Origin of the sequence: Paraburkholderia phenazinium (assembly GCF_900142845.1) — a bacterium.
Lineage (GTDB): Bacteria > Pseudomonadota > Gammaproteobacteria > Burkholderiales > Burkholderiaceae > Paraburkholderia > Paraburkholderia phenazinium_A.
The window spans coordinates 1,721,601-1,739,854 of record NZ_FSRU01000002.1 but is presented as its reverse complement, the minus strand read 5'-3'; the positions used below and the strand labels follow the sequence as shown (position 1 = coordinate 1,739,854).

The following is an 18,254-nucleotide window of genomic DNA, read 5'->3' as shown; positions in this document are numbered from 1 at the left end:
ATTGCCTGTAAAACAAGCCGTCCCGACTGCGCGCGAGCGCAGCCGGCGGGCACGGCTACGTCCTCACATTCAGGAAGGAACGTGTATGGCCATCAAGCATACCGGCGACATTGCCCCGCAGCGCCTGTCGCCCGAGCAGCTCTCCTGCGAATTCGCCGACATCGCGCCCTTGCTCGACCCGGCCGCCGCAGCGGTGGCGGCGAGCCGTTGCCATTACTGCTACGACGCGCCGTGCATTCAGGCGTGCCCGACGCAGATCGACATTCCCAGTTTCATCCGCAAGATCGGCAACGGCAATCTGAAGGGCGCGGCCGTGGACATTCTCTCGGCGAATCCGCTGGGTGGCATGTGTGCGCGCGTTTGCCCGACCGAGATCCTGTGTGAAGGTGCATGCGTGCGCAACCATCAGGACGAAAAGCCGGTGGCAATCGGCGCGCTGCAACGTCATGCGACGGATTGGGCCATGGCGCAGGGCGTCGAGCTCTTCAGGCGCGCGGCGGACACGGGCCGTCACGTTGCGGTGGTCGGCGCGGGGCCGGCGGGTCTGGCATGCGCGCATCGCCTCGCGCTCGCCGGTCATCGCGTGACGATCTACGACGCTCGCGCGAAGGCAGGAGGCCTTAACGAATACGGCATCGCGGCGTACAAGACCGTCGACGATTTTGCCCAGCGCGAAGTGGCGTGGCTGTGCTCGGTGGGCGGCATTGAAATCGAACACGGTGTGGCGCTCGGACGCGACGTGACGCTCGACGCGCTGCGCAAGCAGCATGACGCGGTGTTTCTGGCGCTTGGCCTCACCGGTGTGCGCGAGTTGGCGCTGGCAGGCGAAGACCTCGGCGGGGTGCTGAACGCCGTGGATTTCATCGAGCAGGTGCGTCAGGCGAGCGATCTCGCCACCGTGCCGGTGGGACGCCGCGTCGTCGTGATCGGCGGCGGCAATACGGCCGTGGACGCGGCCGTGCAAAGCCACAAGCTGGGCGCAACGAGCGTGACGATGGTCTATCGCCGCGGCGTGGAAACGATGAGCGCCACGTGGGCCGAACGCGAGTTCGCGCAGAGCCAGGGTGTCACGCTGATTACGCATGCGAAGCCGCTGCGGCTAACCGGCGGTGACGGCAATGTCACGGGCGTCGAATTCGAGCGTACGTCGGCGGAAGGCACGGAACGTTTCGTGGTGGAGGCGGACATGGTGCTGAAGGCGATCGGCCAGACGTTGGTGGCGGTGGGCGTGGAGCATGAGTTGCTGACGCTCGACGGCAGCCGGATTGCCGTCGAGGCAAACGGACAGACCTCATTGCCGGATGTGTGGGCGGGCGGCGATTGCGCCGCGACGGGCGGGGTCGATCTGACGGTGCAGGCGGTGCAGGACGGCAAGCAGGCCGCCGCCGCCATCGACGCTCACTTTGCCCGTACGGCGATCAAGGCCGCTTAACGCGTAACGGACGCCACGCCCAAACTGAACATCCGAAATCACGATAAAACAGAGTCCCCAAGGAGCCGAACATGGCCGATCTGCGCTGTACGATTGCCGGCATCACGTCGCCGAATCCCTTCTGGCTCGCGTCCGCGCCGCCGACCGACAAGGCCTATAACGTCAACCGCGCTTTCGAAGCAGGCTGGGGCGGGGTGGTGTGGAAAACCCTCGGTCTCGACCCGCATGTGGTCAACGTCAGCTCGCGCTACGGCGCGGTGCAATGGAACGGCCAACGTATCGCAGGCCTGAACAATATCGAGCTGATCACCGACCGGCCGCTCGACGTCAACCTGCGCGAGATCGCCCAGGTCAAGCGCGACTGGCCGGATCGCGCGCTGATCGTTTCGCTGATGGTGCCGTGCAACGAACGCGACTGGAAGTGGATCCTGCCGCTCGTCGAAGACACCGGCGCCGATGCGGTGGAACTGAACTTCGGTTGCCCGCACGGCATGAGCGAGCGCGGCATGGGCGCCGCAGTGGGACAGGTGCCCGAATACGTGGAGATGGTCACGCGCTGGGTCAAGGAGGGCACGAAGCTGCCGTGCCTCGTCAAGCTCACGCCCAACATCAGCGATATCCGCACAGGCTCGCGCGCGGCCTATAAGGGCGGCGCCGATGGCGTGTCGCTGATCAACACGATCAACTCGATCGTCGGCGTGGATCTGGATGTGATGGCGCCCATGCCGATCGTGGATGGCAAGGGCACGCACGGAGGCTACTGCGGCCCGGCCGTCAAGCCGATTGCGCTGAACATGGTGGCGGAAATCGCGCGCGACGTCGAAACGCCGGGGCTGCCGATCTCCGGCATCGGCGGCATTTCGACATGGCGCGATGCGGCGGAATTCATCGTGCTGGGTGCGGGTAGCGTGCAGGTCTGTACGGCGGCGATGCACTACGGCTTTCGGATCGTCTCGGACCTGACCGACGGCCTGTCGAACTGGATGGACGAGAAAGGCTACGCCACGCTCGACGAGATTCGCGGCCGCGCCGTACCCAACGTCACGGACTGGAAGTACCTGAATCTCAAGTACGACATCAAGGCGCGCATCGATCAGGACAAGTGCATCCAGTGCGGGCTGTGCCATATCGCCTGCGAAGACACCTCGCACCAGGCCATTACGCGCGAAAAGGATGGCGTCCGGCATTTTGAAGTGGTGGACTCCGAATGTGTCGGGTGTAACTTATGCATGCACGTCTGCCCGGTCGAGCAGTGCATCACGATGGAACGTGTCGACGCCGGCGAGTACGCGAACTGGACCACTCATCCGAACAACCCGGCGCGCGTGGATGCAGGCGCGCCGGAAGCGGCACCGCAGGCCACTGCAAAGGCGGCCTGACGCATTCCCAGAAGATGCGCAGGCCTAAGCGAAGCAACGACGACTTGGAGATCATTCAATGAAGCAGACCGCGCAACCCGTCGATCCGCAGCTAGCGGCCGGCGCGCAAAGCAGTAGTCTTTACAACGACGACCTGGCTCCAACCGGTGTCGCGCAGCGCACGTGGAAGTGGTATCACTTCGCGGCGCTGTGGGTGGGGATGGTCATGAATATCGCGTCCTACATGCTTGCGGCCGGCTTGACGGAGCAGGGCATGTCGCCGTGGCAGGCGGTGGTGACCGTGCTGCTCGGCAACCTGATCGTGCTGGTGCCGATGCTGCTGATCGGCCATGCGGGCGCCAAGCACGGCATTCCGTATGCGGTGCTGGTGCGCTCTTCGTTCGGCACCCAGGGGGCCAAACTGCCCGCCATGCTGCGGGCGATCGTGGCGTGCGGCTGGTATGGGATTCAAACCTGGCTCGGCGGCAGCGCCATCTACACGCTGCTCAATATCCTCACCGGCAATGCGCTGCATGGCGACGCGTTGCCGCTCCTCGATATTTCGCTCGGACAACTGGCGTGCTTTCTCGTCTTCTGGGCCCTGCAGATTTACTTCATCGTGCACGGCACGGATTCGATCCGCTGGCTCGAAAGCTGGTCCGCGCCGATCAAGGTGGTGATGTGTATCGCGCTCGTCTGGTGGGCCACCTCGAAGGCCGGCGGGATCGGTTCGATGCTGTCGGCGCCGTCGCAGTTCGTGGCCGGCGGCAAGAAGGAGGGGCTGTTCTGGGTGACCTTCTGGCCTGGGCTGACCGCGATGGTCGGCTTCTGGGCCACGCTCGCGCTGAACATTCCTGACTTCACGCGCTTTGCCCGTTCGCAGCGCGATCAGATCATCGGCCAGTCGATCGGCCTGCCGGCGCCGATGGCCTTGCTCTCGGTGATCTCCGTGGTGGTGACCTCGGCCACCGTGGTGATCTACGGCAAGGCCATCTGGGATCCTATCGATCTCACCAGCCGCATGACCGGCATCGGCGTTGGCGTTGCCCTGGTGATCCTGACGCTCGACACGATGTGCTGCAACCTCGCGGCCAATCTCGTCGGGCCTGCTTATGATTTTTCGAGCCTGTGGCCGAAGGGCATTTCGTATCGCGTGGGCGGCATGATCACCGCGACCATTGCGATCGTGATGATGCCGTGGAAGATTCTGGCCACGACGCAAGGCTATATCTTCACGTGGCTGGTGGGCTATTCGGCCTTGCTTGGCCCCGTTGCGGGCATTCTGATGGTCGATTACTTCCTGATTCGCGGCACGCGGCTCGATCCGCGCGAACTGTTCGACGAAAACGGCGAGTACAGTTATACGGGCGGCTGGAATATCGGCGCCGTGGTGGCGTTGCTGGTGGGGGTGTTGCCGAATCTGCCGGGCTTTTTGCATACCGCGTTTCCAGCGGCGTTCCCGAACGTGCCGGCATTCTTCAATACGCTCTACACGTATGCGTGGTTCGTCGGCCTCGCGCTCGCATCCATCGTCTACAGCGCCTGGATGAAGTTCAGTAAAGGCCCGAGTGCGCGGGTTGCCAGCGCATGAGGTGCGCGTCGAACGGGCGGGTGAGGCACACCGCCGGTTCGATGCAGTGTCAGCGGCAATGAATACGTTGCAGTCAATGAGGAGGCAGCAAGATGACGACCCTGATTCGCGGCGGCACGGTAATCGACGCGGACCGTAGCTGGCGGGCGGACGTGTTGTGCGCGGACCCGCAGGACGGCGGCACGATCCTGCAGATCGGCCCGGACCTCGAGGCGCCGGCGGGCGCGTCGATGGTGGACGCGCATGGACAGTACGTGATGCCGGGCGGCATCGATCCGCATACGCACATGGAGTTGCCCTTCATGGGCACCACCGCCAGCGACGATTTCTATACGGGCACGGCGGCGGGCCTCTCGGGCGGCACCACCAGCATCATCGACTTCGTGATTCCGAGCCCGCGCCAGTCGCTGATGGAGGCGTTTCAGTCGTGGCGCGGCTGGGCCGAGAAGGCCTCGGCCGATTACGGCTTTCACGTCGCGGTGACGTGGTGGGACGAATCGGTGCATCGCGACATGGGCACGCTCGTGCATGAACATGGCGTGTCGAGCTTCAAGCACTTCATGGCCTACAAGAACGCCATCATGGCCGACGACGAAGTGCTGGTGAACAGCTTCGCGCGTTCGCTCGAGCTTGGCGCGTTGCCTACCGTGCATGCGGAAAACGGCGAACTGGTGTTCCAGTTGCAGCGGCAATTGCTGGCGCGCGGCATCACCGGGCCGGAAGCGCATCCGCTCTCGCGGCCGCCCGAAGTGGAGGGCGAGGCGGCCAACCGGGCGATCCGGATTGCGCAGGTGCTGGGCGTGCCGGTCTATATCGTGCATGTGTCGTCCAAAGACGCCGCCGATGCGATTGCGCGGGCGCGCAGCGAGGGCCTGCGGGTGTTCGGCGAAGTCTTGCCGGGGCACCTGGTGATCGACGAAGCGGTCTATCGCGATCCCGACTGGACCCGTGCGGCGGCCCACGTGATGAGCCCGCCGTTCCGTTCGGCCGAGCACCGCGAGGCGTTGTGGAGCGGACTGCAGGCGGGCCAACTGCATACCACCGCGACCGATCACTGCGTGTTCTGCGCATCGCAAAAGGCCATGGGACGCGAGGACTTCACGAAGATTCCGAACGGCTGCGGCGGTGTCGAGGATCGCATGTCGGTGCTCTGGCATCACGGCGTGAATTCGGGGCGTCTGACGCCGAACGAATTCGTGCGCATCACGTCGACCAACGCCGCGCAGATCTTCAACCTGTATCCGCGCAAAGGCGCGGTACAAGTGGGCGCCGACGCGGACATCGTCGTGTGGGACCCGGCTGCGACGAAGACCATCTCGGTCAAGACGCATCACCAGAAGGTGGACTTCAATGTGTTCGAGGGCATGACGGTGCAGGGCGTGGCAACGCATACGCTGACGCGCGGCGCGCTGGCGTGGACGGACGGCGATCTGCGGGCGGTGCGCGGCGCGGGTCAGTATCTGAAGCGTCCGCCGAACGCGGCTTACTTCGATGCGATCCGGGTGGCCAACAAGCTCAAGGAGCCGCATGCGGTTGAGCGGTAACGAGTGTGACGCCGGCCCGTGACGTTGTGTCGACGGGCCGGTTTCTTTTGACTTGCCAGCCCGGCATCGTCAACGCATATGCGGCTAGCGCGCTTACAGAACCATAACGACGCGCGCCGTTACGCCAGGCAGTCTTCAGTTTTCGCTCCGCCTGCCGTTAAACGAATGCAGGCGTGTCCTGCCGCCTGCATCCGCTTTCCATTCCTTCCACCCCCTTTCACACTACTTCGCGCCAACCGCAAAAAGCCGCACATGTCGCGCTCGATCTTGCGAATCGTTTTGCTTCTTCTCGTGGTGCCGCTGATCGGGTTGTCGCGGCCCAGCCTGGCCGCTCCGGCGATTCCCGCCGAGGACGCGCCGCGCGCGCCGCTCAATGAGCAGGTTCTCGACGTACCTGTGGCGACTGCCCCGCTGGTGCGCCTGAAGGTGACGTTGTTCATGCCCTCGCGCGGCGGACCGTTTCCGCTTGTCATCGTGAATCACGGCACGTCGCCGGTGCCGGCCAACGCACCGCGCGTCGGCGACAACTTCATTCCCTACTATTTCCTCTCGCGCGGTTACGCGGTCGCCATGCCGATGATGCGCGGCTACGCCGGCTCGGACGGGCAGATGCGCCCGCATGGCTGCGACATCGTCGCGCTGGGTCTCGATGCGGCCCACGACATTCGCAAGGTGCTCGACTACGTCAAGCAGCAGCCCGGCATCGACGCTTCGCGTATCGTCGTGGCCGGCAAGAGCATGGGCGGGTGGAACACGCTGGCATTCGGCGCGCTCGGTCCGGATGACGTCAAGGGACTCATGAGCTTCGCGGGCGGCGTGAAAGAATCCGATTGCCGCAGCCCGGACGCGAGCCTGATTAGCGGCGCACAACAGCTCGGCGCGCATACGAAGCTGCGCTCGATCTGGTTCTTCGGCGACAACGATCAGATCTTTGCCGCGCCGACCTGGCAGGCGATGTTCAGGCAGTACACCGCCGCGGGCGCTCATGCCGAACTGGTCGACTATGGCGTGTTCCAGAAGGACGCCCACGCGATGACGGCTTCGGCGGCGGGTCTGCCGCTCTGGGTGCAGCGGGCCGATACGTTTCTCGCCGGCATCGGCATGCCGAGCCAGGAGATGGACCCGGAATATCTGCCGCAGCGGGCGCGCGCGGCGAGCGCCTATGCGGATATCAACGACCTCGACGCCGTGCCGTACCTGAGCGACAAGCAGCGCGATACGCTCTATCGCGGCTTTCTGGCGGCACCGCTGCCGCGTGCGATTGCGATCGGGGCGACGAGTGCTGTCTGGAGTTCGGGCGGGTTCGATCCGGGGCAGAGCGTGCTGGACCACTGCTGGAAGCTGACGCGTTACTGCCAGCTCTATGCGGTCGATAACACCGTCGTCTGGCCGCGGCTCGACGGTCAGCCGCCGGCGACGAAGTTCGCCGCGCTGGCCGACAGCACGGCCGTGCCTTATCTGAATGCACAAGGTCGTCAGGCCTACACACGATTCCTGGGTACGCGCTATCCGCGTGCCTTTGCGATTGCGCCGGACGGCGCATGGGGAGCGGGATCGGGCGTCGATCCGATCAACGATGCGCTGGTGGCCTGCAGCAGCGGCCATAGCGGTTGCCGGCTGTACGCGGTGAACCGCGACGTGGTGTGGGTGCGTTAGCGCTTTTGCCAGACGCGCAATCCGAACTGCGGCAGAACGCCATAAACATGGTCCAGCATGTCCGACTGGATGTGTTCGAACGACTCCCAATCGGTGTCGTTGATGAACACGAACACCTCCAGCGGCAGGCCGCGTTCGGTCGATTGCAACAGCCGGACCACCAGCGGCATATCGGTGCGAATCGCGGGATGCTGACGAAAATACGCCAGCAGATAGCGGCGAAACATGCCGAGATTGGTCAACCGCTGGCCGTCGTTCGTCGCGCTCGGGGCTGTCTGCAAATCCGTGCTCGTCAGCAGTTTCGCGAGCAGTTCGTCATCGCCGAAGCGGATGCTATCCGTGTCCAGATGAATCTCATGCTTGAGACGCCGCCCGCCGGATTCGACCATGCCCCGCCAGTTCTTGACGCCATTGCTTAGCAATACGTAGCTGGGGATCGTGACAATGGAGTTGTCGAAATTGCGCACCTTGATCGTGTTTAGCGCGATGTCGATAACGGTGCCGTCCGCGACGAAGCCCGGCACTTCGATCCAGTCGCCCACGCGCAGCATGTCGTAGGCGGCGAGCTGGATGCTGGCGACAAAGCCCAGCAGCGAATCGCGGAAGATGATGATCAGGAGCGCGGTCATCGCGCTCACGCCGGTGAGGAAATACGCGGGCGAGCGATGCAGCAGCAGGGAGATAAGCGCGATCAGGACCGCGAGATACAGGACGATGGTGGTGACCTGCAGGAAGCTTTTGATCGGCCGCTCGGCGGCGTGCGGAAAGTGGCTGTAGCGATCTTCAATGCTGGCGAGGAACGCGAAGGCCGCGCGCAGTGTTGTCAGCACCATGTAGCACGCGGCGAGCGTTTCGAGCGGCGGCCCCAGCAGGTAGATCACCGGAAACGACAGCCCCGAGAGCAGCGGGGCGGACAGATACACGAAGTACGCGGGCACGAGCGGCGCGAGGCGGTCGAACACCTTGTGCTTCACGGCGGCCTGCAGCCACTTGCGGCGTTCGCCGCGCGCGAGCCGGCCGACGATCCACAGCATGATGAGGCGGGTGAGGTAGTAGCAGAGCGCGCTGGTCAGCAGGATGAACAGCAGCAGCGCGATGACGAGCAGCGTGGCGACGACGGCGCTGTCGGTATAGGCGTAGAAATGACGGTTGCCGTCGCGGTCCGTCACGATGTGGAAGATGCCGCCGAACATAGCGCCTCGCCTCGGTGCCTCATGCCCTATTGTAACGGCGAGCCGCCCGCATTCCCGGGAGTCTTTCCGATAGCACGCAAACCCACGCCACGCGGGCTTATCAGCCCCGCGCATATTCTTCGAAAACTTGATGCTTTGTAGAAACGGAGACCGTTTGCTACAGTCCGCCCACTCTGCCGGGGCGGCTAGCCGGGCAGCACGGAATCTCCATACCAATACCTACGGAGCACACTCTCATGAAATCGATTCGTTCCATTCTGTTGATTGCGCTGCTGCAGGCGGCGGCCGCAACCTCGGCATTCGCCGCCGACGAACTCGCGCAGATCAAGGCAGCGGGTGTCTTCAAGGTCGGCACCGAAGGCACTTATGCACCGTTCACTTACCACGACGAATCGGGCAAGCTGACCGGCTTCGACGTGGAGATCGCCACCGAAATCGCGAAACGTCTCGGCGTGAAGCCGGAGTTCGTCGAAGGCAAGTGGGACGGCCTGATTGCCGGCCTCGACGTGAACCGCTACGACGCCGTGATCAACGAGGTCGCCGTCACCGATGCGCGCAAGGTCAAATACGACTTCTCGACCCCGTACATCACCTCGCACGCGGTGCTGATCGTGCGTTCGGACAACACGACCATCAAGACCTTCGACGACCTGAAGGGCAAGAAGTCGGCCAATACGCTGACCAGCAACTTCGGCAGGATTGCGAAAGACCACGGTGCGGATGTGGTGGGCGTGCAGGGCTTTAACGAATCGATCGACCTGCTGACCTCGGGGCGTGTCGATGCGACGGTCAACGATTCGCTGTCGTTCCTCGACTTCAAGAAGCACAAGCCGGACGCCCAGGTGAAGATTGCCGCGGTCGACGCTTCCAGCGATAGCGACCACTCGGCAGTGCTGCTGCGCAAGGGCGACCCGGCGCTGGTCGAGGCGGTCGACAAGGCGCTCGCCGACATCAAGGCGGACGGCACCTACGAAAAGATTTCGCAGAAGTATTTCGGCAAGGACGTCTCCCAGTAAGCGCCGCTCGGCTCCGAAGGGTCTGAATCATGCCAGCCTGGTTGCATCTGATGGCGCAGTCGCTGTGGCCCCTGCTGTACGCGGGGCTCGTGTTCACTGTGCCGCTCACGCTCGCGTCGTTTGCGCTCGGCCTGGCGCTGGCGTTCGCCGCCGCGCTGATCCGCCTGTTTGGCCCGCGCTGGGCGGTGGCGATCGTCCGCTTCTACGTCTGGCTGATTCGCGGCTCGCCGTTGCTGGTGCAACTATTTGTGATCTTCTATGGCTTGCCGAACGTGGGGATCGTGCTCGACCCATTGACGGCGGCCATCATCGGTTTCTCGCTGAACGTCGGCGCGTATAACTCCGAGGTGATCCGCGGCGTCATCGAGTCGATTCCGAAAGGGCAGTGGGAAGCCGCCTATTCGATGGGGATGACGCGCGGCCAGGCACTGCGTCGCGCGATCCTGCCGCAGGCGGCGCGCGTCGCGTTGCCGCCGCTGTCCAACTCGTTTATCTCGCTCGTCAAGGACACCTCGCTCGCCGCGGTGCTGACCGTGCCCGAGGTGTTTCAGGCGGCGCAACGGATTGCCTCGGTGACGTACGAACCGCTGATCCTGTATTCGGAAGCGGCGCTGGTCTATCTGGTGTTCAGTTCCGTGTTGTCGTCGGCACAGGTGAAGCTCGAACAGCGCTTCGGCCGGCACGCGCTTTTCCAGGCAGGACAGTGATGATCAAACTGGAAAACATCGAGAAGTTCTTTGGCGAACATCGGGTGTTGAGCTCGGTGGACCTCACGCTGGCCCCGGGCAATGTCACCGCATTGATCGGCCCGTCGGGCAGCGGCAAGAGCACGCTATTGCGCTGCGTGAACCTGCTCGAGATTCCCGAGGGCGGCTCGCTCGAACTGGGCGAGCAGCGCCTCGAATTCAGCCGCGAGCATCAGCCTCGGCGCGATGCCGTGCTCGCGATCCGGCGCCGCACCGGCATGGTGTTCCAGAACTTCCAGTTGTTCCCGCATCTGACGGTGCAGCAGAACGTGATGGAAGGTCTCCTGACGGTTCTGAAGTGGGACAAGGCACGGGCACGGGAACGTGCGCATGAATTGCTGACCAAGGTGGGCATCGCGCACAAGGCGGATGCATGGCCCGCGACGCTGTCCGGCGGCCAGCAGCAGCGGGTGGCGATTGCGCGGGCGTTGGCGCCTTCGCCGGAGGTGTTGCTGTGCGACGAGCCAACCTCGGCGCTCGATCCGGGCCTGGCTGCGGAGGTGGTGGAAGTCCTCAAGCAACTCGCGAAGGAAGGCATGACGATGCTGATGGCGACGCACGACCTGCGTCTGGCAGCGTCGATTGCACGCGACGTTGTGTTCCTGAACAACGGCGTGGTGGTGGAGGCGGGCGCTTCGCGGCAGATTTTTACGCAGCCTCGGCAAGCCGAGACTGCGCGTTTCGTGTCGACGCTCACGCAGACCTTGCCGGAGGCATGGGCCGAATGAGCCTGCAATTGGTGTAGCGCGCTGAGGCCATTGACTAGGCCTGTTTGGCAGCCTGCTGCGTATAACGATTCTGCGGCCGCGGCAGCCCCAGATTGTCACGCAGCGTACGTCCCTCGTACTCGGTTCTGAAGAGGCCGCGCCGCTGCAGTTCGGGCACGACGAGCTCGGCAAACTCGCTCAGTCCACCCGGCAGCCACGGCGACATGATGTTGAAGCCGTCGGCGCCTTCTTCCTCGAACCACTGCTGTAACTGATCCGCAATGCTCTGCGGCGTGCCTACCACCTGTTGATGACCACGAGCGCCGGCAATGCGCAGATACAGGTCGCGGATGGTCAGGTTCTCGCGGCGCGCGAGATCGAACAGCAGCCGCTGACGGCTCTTGCCGCCGTTGGTCTCAGGCAGCTCAGGCAAAGGACCGTCCACCGGATACTGGGAAAGGTCGACACCGCCGGACATGTTCGACAGCAGCGACAGGCCCACGGTGGGGTGAATCAACGCCTGCAGCGCGTCGAACTTTTCCTGCGCTTCTTCCTGGGTGCGGCCAATCACCGGAAAGATGCCCGGCATGATCTTCAGATGCTCGGGCTGGCGCCCATATTTCGCGAGTCGTCCCTTGACGTCGCGATAGAACGCCTGCGCTTCTTCGAGCGTCTGGTGCGCGACGAAAATGACTTCAGCGGTTTGCGCGGCGAGTTCCTTGCCTGCGTCGGAAGCCCCGGCCTGCACGACCACCGGCCAGCCCTGCGGCGAACGCGCGACGTTCAGCGGCCCACGCACCTTGAAGTGCTTGCCACGATGATTGAGCACATGCAGCTTGTCCGCATCGAAGTAGACGCCGCTCTCCTTGTCGCGCAGAAACGCATCGTCTTCCCAGCTATCCCAGAGGCCGGCCACGACGTCGTAGAACTCGCGGGCGCGTTCATAGCGCACGGCATGGTCCGGGTGCTGTTCGAAGCTGAAATTGTGTGCTTCGGATTCCGTACTGGATGTGACGAGATTCCAGCCCGAACGGCCGCCGCTCAGATGATCGAGCGACGCGAATTTGCGGGCGAGATTATAGGGCTCGTTGAAGGTGGTCGAGACAGTCGCAATCAGGCCGATATGCTGCGTCACCACCGAGAGCGCCGACAGCAGCGTCAATGGCTCGAAGTGATCGGCGCGGGCGGTGCGCGAGAGCGAAGGCAGGTTGGTGTCGCGCACGCTGACGCTGTCGGCGAAGAAGATCGCATCGAACCTGGCGCGCTCGGCGATCTGCGCGAGTTGCGCATAGTGCGCGAAATCGAGGCCGCCGCTCGCGTGCGTATCCGGATGACGCCATGCGGCGATGTGGTGGCCGGTTTCCATCAGGAATGCGCCTAGCCTGATTTGCCGCTTGTGTTCGCTCATCGTTTGCTCCGTGAATGAGAGGCGGGGTGGTTCGGTACGCGTGGCGTCACCATGCGAGCCGCCATTCGGTGATCGGCGGGTTGGGCGGGTGGCCGCCCGGAGGTGGGCCATCCGCTTCGTGGTGCGCCGTCGTGCCGTCCTCGGCGAAATCGGCCAGGACTTCTTCGCGCAGACGGATGAAGCGCGGATCGCTGCGCTCGCGCGGTCGCGGCAGCGCGACCTCGACGACGCGTTTGATGCGTCCTGGACGCGGCGCCATGGTGACCACGCGATCGCCGAGATAAAGCGCCTCGTCGACGTCGTGCGTGACCAGAATCATGGTGATGCGCTCGCGTTCCCAGATGCGCTGTAATTCGTTCTGCAGACGGCCGCGAGTGAGTGCATCCAGCGCGCCGAACGGTTCGTCGAGCAGCAGCACGCGTGGCCGGTTGACGAGGCCGCGGGCAATCGCGACGCGTTGCGCCATCCCGCCTGAGAGTTGATGCGGGTAGGCCTGCTCGAAGCCGGCGAGGCCTACCAGTTCAATGTGTTCCGCCACCGCTTCGCGTTTCTCCTTCGCCGAAAGCGGCGCATTCCTCAACGCGGCGAGGATGTTCTGCGAAGCCGTCAGCCACGGAAACAGCCGGTGGTCCTGAAACACGATGCCGCGTTCCAGCGAGGTGTCGCGCACCGGTTCGCCGGCGACCCGGATCTCGCCGCCGTAGTCGGTGTCGAGTCCGGCAATCAGCCGCAGCAGCGTGGACTTGCCGCATCCGCTCGAGCCGAGCACGCTGACGAATTCGCCGGGGCGTACCCGCAGCGTAATGTCGTCGAGAACCGCCAGGGCCGCACCGCGCTGGGCGTAGTGCTTGCTGACGTGCAGAATGTCGATGGTGTCGGGGAGAGGGGTGGTCATGAACGAGATCCTGATGTTAGCGTCGCAAGCGCGCTCAGTTCGAAGCCGGCAGACGTCGCGCCAGCACCGCGCGTTCGACTGCGCGCGCCAAAGCATTGAGCGCCCAGCCCGTGAGGCCGATGACGATGATCCCGAACAGCACCAGATCCATGCGGAACTGCTCGCTGCCGTCGATCAGCGTATTGCCGATGCCGCTGCCGGCCACCAGCAAATATTCAGCGCCGAGCGTGGCGAGCCATGAATAGATCAACGCGAGATAGATGCCGGTGAAAATCGAAGGCAGCGCGGCGGGCAGAATGACGTAGCCGATCATCTGCAGGCGCGAATAGCGGAAGGCGCGCGCCACTTCGATATACGCACGCGGCACCGCGTGAATGCCGTCGAAGGTGTGCGCGGTGACCGGCAGCAACGCAGCGAGCGAGAGAAACACGATCTTCGCCGCGTCGCCGAGGCCGAACCACACGGAGATCAGTGGGATCCACGCGAACAGCGAGATCTGCTTGAAGGTGTCGAAGCTTGGGCCGATCAGGCGCGTCGCGATGCGTGACAGGCCGAGTACGCTGCCAAGCAACAGGCCGCCTACCGTACCGATGACGAAGCCGCTTGCTTCGCGCGCGAGCGAGGCCGATAGCGCGCGCAGCAACGCGCCGCTCGTGATCTGCTCCCAGGCGGTTTGCAGCACCTGACCGGGGCTTACCAGCAGACCGCTCTTGACGAGATGCGCCTGGGAGATCGCCCACCACAGTGCGATGACCGCAATAGGCAGGACGAGACCGCGGGCGTCGAAGCGGCGCTTGCCGGGTTCGGCGGCCTGTTTGCGTATCGTAGTTTCCCGTTTGACCGGCACTTCGCAGTCACACGGCGGTGGACCCTGGCGTTTGCTGCCGGTAGCACGCTGTAGAAACGACGGAGTAATTCGACTCATGTGGGACTCCCTGGCATAGCGGCCGCTTGATCGGGCGCGGGTCACGCGCGGATCACACTCACACACTCACTCACGAAACGCGGACGGCTGTCCGCGACGCAGACGCGCTTCGAGCGCATCGAGCAGCCGGTTCATCGTCAGACCGATGGCGCCGACCACGACCACCGCAGCCATCACCAGATCGAGCTGGAACAGTTGCCGTCCGTAGACGATCAGATAGCCGAGTCCTTCCGACGACGCCACCAGCTCCACCACCACCAGTGCAAGCCACGCCTTGGTGAAGGCGAGCCGCACGCCGGTGGCTAGTGTCGGCACGGCGGCGGGCAGCACGATATAGGCGATACGTTGCCAGCGGTTATAGGCGAAGACGCGCGCCACTTCGTCGAGTGCGGCGGGCGTCTGGCGAAAGCCCTGTAGCGTGCTGAGCGTGACCGGCACCAGCGCCGCATGCGCGATCAGGATGTACTTGAGCGGCTCGCCGACGCCCACCAGCAAGAGCAGAAACGGCAACCAGCCCAGCACGGGGACCTGGACGACCGCGTTGAAACTCGGCAGCACGTACGCTTCCAGGGTGGGCGATAGCCCAAGCGCGGCGCCGATCGCGAAACCCAGTACTGTCCCGATGCCGAAACCCACCAGCACCCGTTGCAGGCTGACCAGCGTGTTATGCAGGAGGTCGCCGCTGCGCGCCAGATCCACGAAGGTCTCGTAGACGCGCTCGGGCGGCGGCAAGATCTGCGGTGCGATCCAGCCGCGCTCGCAGCCGATGCTCCATAGTCCGAACAGCAGCGCCGGCAGCAGCCACGGCGCAAGGTGCCAGGCCACGGCACGCAGACGTTCGCGCCTGCGTAGCGCTGCGAGTGCGGCGACAGGGTGGCCGTCGCGCTCAGCGGCTTCGGCAGATTCACCGCTTTTGCCGTGAAGCGGGATCGCGGTTTCGCTCATGATGGCGCTCCGTGGTTAGCTGAGCGGCTTGCCTGCCGCGTCGTAGCGCGTCCAGTAGTGATCGAGCTGCAGCGTGCGCAGGGCATTGTCCAGATAGCTGGGCTCGAACCAGGTGTCGACGTCGATGGGCTGGCGGATCAGTTTGAGGTTGAGCGCATTCTGCGCGACCGTCTTGTAGCGGGCGACGATGAACGGATCGATGAGCGGCGAATTGCGCGATTTCAACGGCTGATTCGCAAACTCGGCCTGCCACGACGCGTACGGAACACCGGTCCTCGCCCACAGCTTGAACAGGGCGTCGCGGTTCGCTTCATCGGAGGACCACAGCGCGCCTTTGACGAAGGTGGTTACGACACGCTGCACGATGTCCGGATGCGCGCGGTCGAAATCGTCGACCACGAGCAGATGCGATTGCCGCGTGAACTGCGGTCCGTCGTTTTGCGACTCGTAGACGATTCTGACCAGACCCTGATCGCGCAGCTTGTAGAGGTGATAGTCGCTGAACGAGGCGTCGATGCCTTTGGAGGCGAGTGCTGCAAGCGCGCTGGCGGTGTCGAGGTTGATCACGTGCAGGTCGCGCTCGTCGAGGCGATTGGCGGCGAGCGCGTTGTCGGCGACGAGTTGCAGGTTGGTGCCGCGAAAGATCGAAACGCGGCGGTCCTTGAGATCCTTGATCGAGTGGATGTCGGAGTCGGAGGGCACGGCCACTTTCACGCCCACCCGCACGCCCGACTCGAGCAGGATGCGTGTCTTCAGACCATTGGCGCGTGCCAGCACGGCGGGCAAATCGCCCTGGAAGGCGAAGTCGAGCGACTTGTCGGCGATCGCCTCGTTGACCGCAGGTCCCGCACCTTTGAAGAACAGCCACTCGACCTTGATGCCGTCGGCAGCGAACTCCTTCTCGAGCAGTTGCTGGATCTGCACCGTGGCCGCCGGCGAACCGCCGAAGGTCGGTGGATCGCCCGTGCCCTGTTCCGCCACGCCGATCCGGATGACCGTGGGCTTGTCGGCATACGCATGCAGGGCCGCTATCGACAACGTGGCGGCCGCCAGGACTGACTTGAGCAAACGAAGATATCGCATCGATTCGAGTTGGGCTAAAGAGAAGGGCGCGCCGGAACGGTGCGCGGTCGACGCTGTCGGCGCGGTTTCGTTTTGCCGGGCAAACGGGAGGCTCAGACATTCTTGTCGACGAAACTAGTGAGGACAAGAAAGGATTTGAGCTATGCATATTGCCTGAGGTGTTTTTGCCGGCGTGTTGCCACATCGTCGATGTGCGACGCGAATTCTGTTTCGATGTGTATTTGCGTGTCGCAGCAGCGGAGGATGTCGCCGATGCGTGAGAAAGACGGGTCAGGCGATCCGCATATCGATAGCTAGTTTTCTTTGTTGTGCGACGCAGTTCAGAAAATCTATGCTGACGAGCTGTTACGTTTCCGGTGGAGCACCCGCATGACAACCCAGCACACCCCAGCCGACGACGCGGCGCACACGGCACCTACGGATGCCGAACTCGACGCGCGTTTCGCGCCGGTGTTCGAGCGCATCGCGGCGGGCAGCGTCGAGCGCGAGCAGAAGCGCGAACTGGCGCACGAGCCGGTGCAATGGTTAAAGGATGCGGGCTTTACCGCATTGCGTGTGCCGCGCCGTTACGGTGGAGGCGGCGCGACGTTGCCGCAGTTCTTCCGGCTCCTCACGCGCCTCGGCGAAGCGGACTCGAATCTGCCGCAGATCCTGCGGCTGAATTTCGGCTTTATCGAAGGCAGTCTCGAACGCGACGACGAAGCCGCGCGCGAACGCTGGCTCACGAAGATCGCAGCGGGCGAACTGGTCGGCGCGGCGATCTCGGAGCGTACCGGCGCCACGCACAACTCGGTGACCCTGCAACGGGCGGCCGAAGGCTGGCGCCTGAATGGCGAGAAGTACTACAGCACCGGCAGCCTGTACGCCGACTGGATCGACGTGGCGGCGCACGACGGCACCGACGACGTGCGCGTGCTGGTACGAGGCGACGCGCGAGGCGTCACGCGTCTGGACGACTGGGACGGTTTCGGCCAGCGCCTTACTGCGAGCGGCACGACGCGCTTCGATCAGGTCGAGGTGCCAGACGAGCAGTTCCTGCTGCGCTACAAGGGCTCGGAGCCAAAACGCAATACTTCGCAACCCGCGTTCTATCAGACCGTGCATCTGGCGACGCTCGCCGGCGTCGCACGCGCGGTATTGCGCGACGGTGTGGCGTTTGCGCAGGGCCGCACGCGCACCTTCGGCGTACCGGGCCGTTCGAGCCCGCGCGACAACCCGTTAACCCAGCGCGTGATAGGCCGTCTCGCGAGTCTGGCTTACGCCGCTGAAAGCGTCGTGGAAGCGGTGGCGCGCTCGCTCGAGAGGATCTATCAGGACCGTTTGGCCGGGCGCGCGCAAACGCAGGACTACTTCGCGCTCGACATCGAAGCGTGGCAGGCGCAGCAGGTGGTGATCGGTCAGGCGCTGGAGGCCGCCACGCTCCTGTTCGAAGTGGGCGGTGCATCGGCCACCAGCGAGACGCTGCGGCTCGATCGCCACTGGCGCAATGCCCGCGTGATCGCCTCGCATAACCCGGCGATTCAGCGCGAAGCCGCGATCGGCGCTTTCCACCTGAACGGCACGCCGCCGAACGAGCGTTTCAGCCTCGCGCACACCAGCGTGGAAATCGAGGGGCAGGGTGCGGATACGCCTTTAGCTGCTTGAGCATCCATCATCGTGCTTCTTTAGAAATCAGATTTTATTGGTTCTGCTTTCGATGGCGCGCTCGCATAGTACGTTTTGATGGCTATAGGCGGCGACGCTCAAGCGTTCGCA

General features: G+C 64.0%; 15 protein-coding genes. 9 read left to right on the top strand and 6 right to left on the bottom strand.

The window, feature by feature from the left end; all coding sequences use genetic code 11:
• Positions 1–85 precede the first annotated feature (85 nt).
• The 5 genes from BUS12_RS24740 (at position 86) to BUS12_RS24720 (ending at position 7,581) form a co-directional block, all read left to right on the top strand.
• A complete protein-coding gene (locus BUS12_RS24740) occupies positions 86–1,432 on the top strand; it encodes an NAD(P)-dependent oxidoreductase (protein ID WP_074300077.1) in 1,347 nt (448 codons plus the stop codon).
• Positions 1,433–1,503: 71 nt separating this feature from the next.
• A complete protein-coding gene (gene preA / locus BUS12_RS24735; protein ID WP_074300076.1) occupies positions 1,504–2,811 on the top strand; it encodes an NAD-dependent dihydropyrimidine dehydrogenase subunit PreA in 1,308 nt (435 codons plus the stop codon).
• Between the two features lie 58 nt (positions 2,812–2,869).
• The gene (locus BUS12_RS24730; RefSeq protein WP_074300075.1) at positions 2,870–4,381 is read left to right on the top strand and encodes an NCS1 family nucleobase:cation symporter-1; all 1,512 of its coding nucleotides are present in this window, start codon (positions 2,870–2,872) and stop codon (positions 4,379–4,381) included.
• A 92-nt stretch (positions 4,382–4,473) separates the two neighbouring features.
• Positions 4,474–5,925 (top strand): dihydropyrimidinase, encoded by a 1,452-nt coding sequence (hydA, locus tag BUS12_RS24725; RefSeq protein ID WP_074300074.1) that lies wholly within the window; start codon positions 4,474–4,476, stop codon positions 5,923–5,925.
• A gap of 252 nt (positions 5,926–6,177) precedes the next feature.
• On the top strand, positions 6,178–7,581 hold the full coding sequence (locus BUS12_RS24720) for a dienelactone hydrolase family protein (protein WP_083640607.1): 1,404 nt from the start codon (positions 6,178–6,180) through the stop codon (positions 7,579–7,581).
• Here BUS12_RS24720 and BUS12_RS24715 read toward each other — a convergent pair.
• Complete coding sequence (locus BUS12_RS24715) at positions 7,578–8,774, bottom strand: mechanosensitive ion channel family protein (RefSeq protein WP_083640606.1); 1,197 nt, start codon at positions 8,772–8,774, stop codon at positions 7,578–7,580. The two genes, BUS12_RS24720 and BUS12_RS24715, sit on opposite strands and share 4 nt — an antisense overlap.
• Before the next feature lie 236 nt (positions 8,775–9,010).
• Between BUS12_RS24715 and BUS12_RS24710 the strand changes: the two genes are divergently transcribed.
• Genes BUS12_RS24710 through BUS12_RS24700 form a run of 3 tightly spaced genes read left to right on the top strand, consistent with a single transcriptional unit; the run spans position 9,011 to position 11,264 of the window.
• Positions 9,011–9,790 (top strand): amino acid ABC transporter substrate-binding protein, encoded by a 780-nt coding sequence (locus BUS12_RS24710; protein ID WP_074300073.1) that lies wholly within the window; start codon positions 9,011–9,013, stop codon positions 9,788–9,790.
• 29 nt (positions 9,791–9,819) lie between these two features.
• Positions 9,820–10,497: an amino acid ABC transporter permease gene (locus BUS12_RS24705; protein WP_074300072.1), complete on the top strand. Its 678-nt coding sequence runs from the start codon at positions 9,820–9,822 to the stop codon at positions 10,495–10,497.
• Positions 10,497–11,264 carry an amino acid ABC transporter ATP-binding protein gene (locus tag BUS12_RS24700; protein WP_074300071.1) on the top strand — a complete coding sequence of 256 codons (768 nt, stop codon included), beginning with the start codon at positions 10,497–10,499 and terminating at the stop codon, positions 11,262–11,264. The genes BUS12_RS24705 and BUS12_RS24700 overlap by 1 nt, the downstream gene beginning before the upstream one ends.
• A 34-nt stretch (positions 11,265–11,298) precedes the next feature.
• On the opposite strand, the gene BUS12_RS24695 is transcribed toward BUS12_RS24700, so the two are convergent.
• From BUS12_RS24695 to BUS12_RS24675, 5 genes are all read right to left on the bottom strand, one after another.
• Positions 11,299–12,651 carry an LLM class flavin-dependent oxidoreductase gene (locus BUS12_RS24695; protein ID WP_074300070.1) on the bottom strand — a complete coding sequence of 451 codons (1,353 nt, stop codon included), beginning with the start codon at positions 12,649–12,651 and terminating at the stop codon, positions 11,299–11,301.
• A 46-nt stretch (positions 12,652–12,697) separates the two neighbouring features.
• A complete protein-coding gene (locus BUS12_RS24690) occupies positions 12,698–13,546 on the bottom strand; it encodes an ABC transporter ATP-binding protein (RefSeq protein ID WP_074300069.1) in 849 nt (282 codons plus the stop codon).
• Positions 13,547–13,580: 34 nt separating this feature from the next.
• Complete coding sequence (locus BUS12_RS24685) at positions 13,581–14,471, bottom strand: ABC transporter permease (RefSeq protein WP_083640604.1); 891 nt, start codon at positions 14,469–14,471, stop codon at positions 13,581–13,583.
• A gap of 66 nt (positions 14,472–14,537) precedes the next feature.
• Positions 14,538–15,416 carry an ABC transporter permease gene (locus tag BUS12_RS24680; protein ID WP_083640603.1) on the bottom strand — a complete coding sequence of 293 codons (879 nt, stop codon included), beginning with the start codon at positions 15,414–15,416 and terminating at the stop codon, positions 14,538–14,540.
• A gap of 15 nt (positions 15,417–15,431) precedes the next feature.
• Positions 15,432–16,499 carry an ABC transporter substrate-binding protein gene (locus BUS12_RS24675; protein ID WP_074300068.1) on the bottom strand — a complete coding sequence of 356 codons (1,068 nt, stop codon included), beginning with the start codon at positions 16,497–16,499 and terminating at the stop codon, positions 15,432–15,434.
• Positions 16,500–16,868: 369 nt separating this feature from the next.
• Between BUS12_RS24675 and BUS12_RS24670 the strand changes: the two genes are divergently transcribed.
• Entirely contained in the window at positions 16,869–18,143 is a 1,275-nt protein-coding gene (locus BUS12_RS24670) for an acyl-CoA dehydrogenase family protein (protein ID WP_074300067.1), read from the top strand.
• The last annotated feature ends 111 nt before the right edge of the window (positions 18,144–18,254 follow it).

What these genes read in the sequence shown, in the direction of transcription:
- BUS12_RS24720 (WP_083640607.1), top strand. Translation starts at nt 6,178, where the DNA reads ATGTCGCGCTCGATCTTGCGAATCGTTTTGCTTCTTCTCGTGGTGCCG.
- BUS12_RS24730 (WP_074300075.1), top strand. Translation starts at nt 2,870, where the DNA reads ATGAAGCAGACCGCGCAACCCGTCGATCCGCAGCTAGCGGCCGGCGCG.
- BUS12_RS24705 (WP_074300072.1), top strand. Translation starts at nt 9,820, where the DNA reads ATGCCAGCCTGGTTGCATCTGATGGCGCAGTCGCTGTGGCCCCTGCTG.
- BUS12_RS24685 (WP_083640604.1), bottom strand. Translation starts at nt 14,471, where the DNA reads ATGAGTCGAATTACTCCGTCGTTTCTACAGCGTGCTACCGGCAGCAAA.
- BUS12_RS24740 (WP_074300077.1), top strand. Translation starts at nt 86, where the DNA reads ATGGCCATCAAGCATACCGGCGACATTGCCCCGCAGCGCCTGTCGCCC.
- BUS12_RS24670 (WP_074300067.1), top strand. Translation starts at nt 16,869, where the DNA reads ATGACAACCCAGCACACCCCAGCCGACGACGCGGCGCACACGGCACCT.
- BUS12_RS24675 (WP_074300068.1), bottom strand. Translation starts at nt 16,499, where the DNA reads ATGCGATATCTTCGTTTGCTCAAGTCAGTCCTGGCGGCCGCCACGTTG.
- hydA (WP_074300074.1), top strand. Translation starts at nt 4,474, where the DNA reads ATGACGACCCTGATTCGCGGCGGCACGGTAATCGACGCGGACCGTAGC.
- BUS12_RS24690 (WP_074300069.1), bottom strand. Translation starts at nt 13,546, where the DNA reads ATGACCACCCCTCTCCCCGACACCATCGACATTCTGCACGTCAGCAAG.
- BUS12_RS24710 (WP_074300073.1), top strand. Translation starts at nt 9,011, where the DNA reads ATGAAATCGATTCGTTCCATTCTGTTGATTGCGCTGCTGCAGGCGGCG.
- BUS12_RS24700 (WP_074300071.1), top strand. Translation starts at nt 10,497, where the DNA reads ATGATCAAACTGGAAAACATCGAGAAGTTCTTTGGCGAACATCGGGTG.
- preA (WP_074300076.1), top strand. Translation starts at nt 1,504, where the DNA reads ATGGCCGATCTGCGCTGTACGATTGCCGGCATCACGTCGCCGAATCCC.
- BUS12_RS24680 (WP_083640603.1), bottom strand. Translation starts at nt 15,416, where the DNA reads ATGAGCGAAACCGCGATCCCGCTTCACGGCAAAAGCGGTGAATCTGCC.
- BUS12_RS24715 (WP_083640606.1), bottom strand. Translation starts at nt 8,774, where the DNA reads ATGTTCGGCGGCATCTTCCACATCGTGACGGACCGCGACGGCAACCGT.
- BUS12_RS24695 (WP_074300070.1), bottom strand. Translation starts at nt 12,651, where the DNA reads ATGAGCGAACACAAGCGGCAAATCAGGCTAGGCGCATTCCTGATGGAA.